This is a genomic window from Paraburkholderia sp. J76 (assembly GCF_905220295.1).
In the GTDB taxonomy this organism is placed as follows: Bacteria; Pseudomonadota; Gammaproteobacteria; order Burkholderiales; family Burkholderiaceae; genus Paraburkholderia.
Map to the genome: position 1 here is coordinate 1 of NZ_CAJMZJ010000064.1, position 257 is coordinate 257.

Sequence of the window (257 nt, forward strand, 5' to 3'; positions counted from 1 at the left end):
AGCCAGGCGTGGAACATGACGTTCAGCTTCTACCAGTCGCTGCGCACGGTGCCGCGCGATCTGGACGAGGTCTCGCGCGGCTTTCACCTGACCGCATGGCAGCGCTTCTGGAAGCTCGAAGTGCCGTTCTCGATGCCGGGCCTCATCTGGAACATGATGATGTCGATGTCGGGCGGCTGGTTCTTCGTGGTGGCCTCCGAAGCGATCACGGTGGGCAACAACACGATCACGCTGCCGGGCGTGGGCGCGTATCTGGC

1 protein-coding gene is annotated in these 257 nt (G+C 63.4%); it reads left to right on the forward strand.

Annotation, left to right across the window (positions count from 1 at the left end; translation table 11 throughout):
- The coding region (locus tag U5768_RS31925) for an ABC transporter permease subunit (protein WP_322034300.1) at nt 1–257 on the forward strand (257 nt) is incomplete at both ends.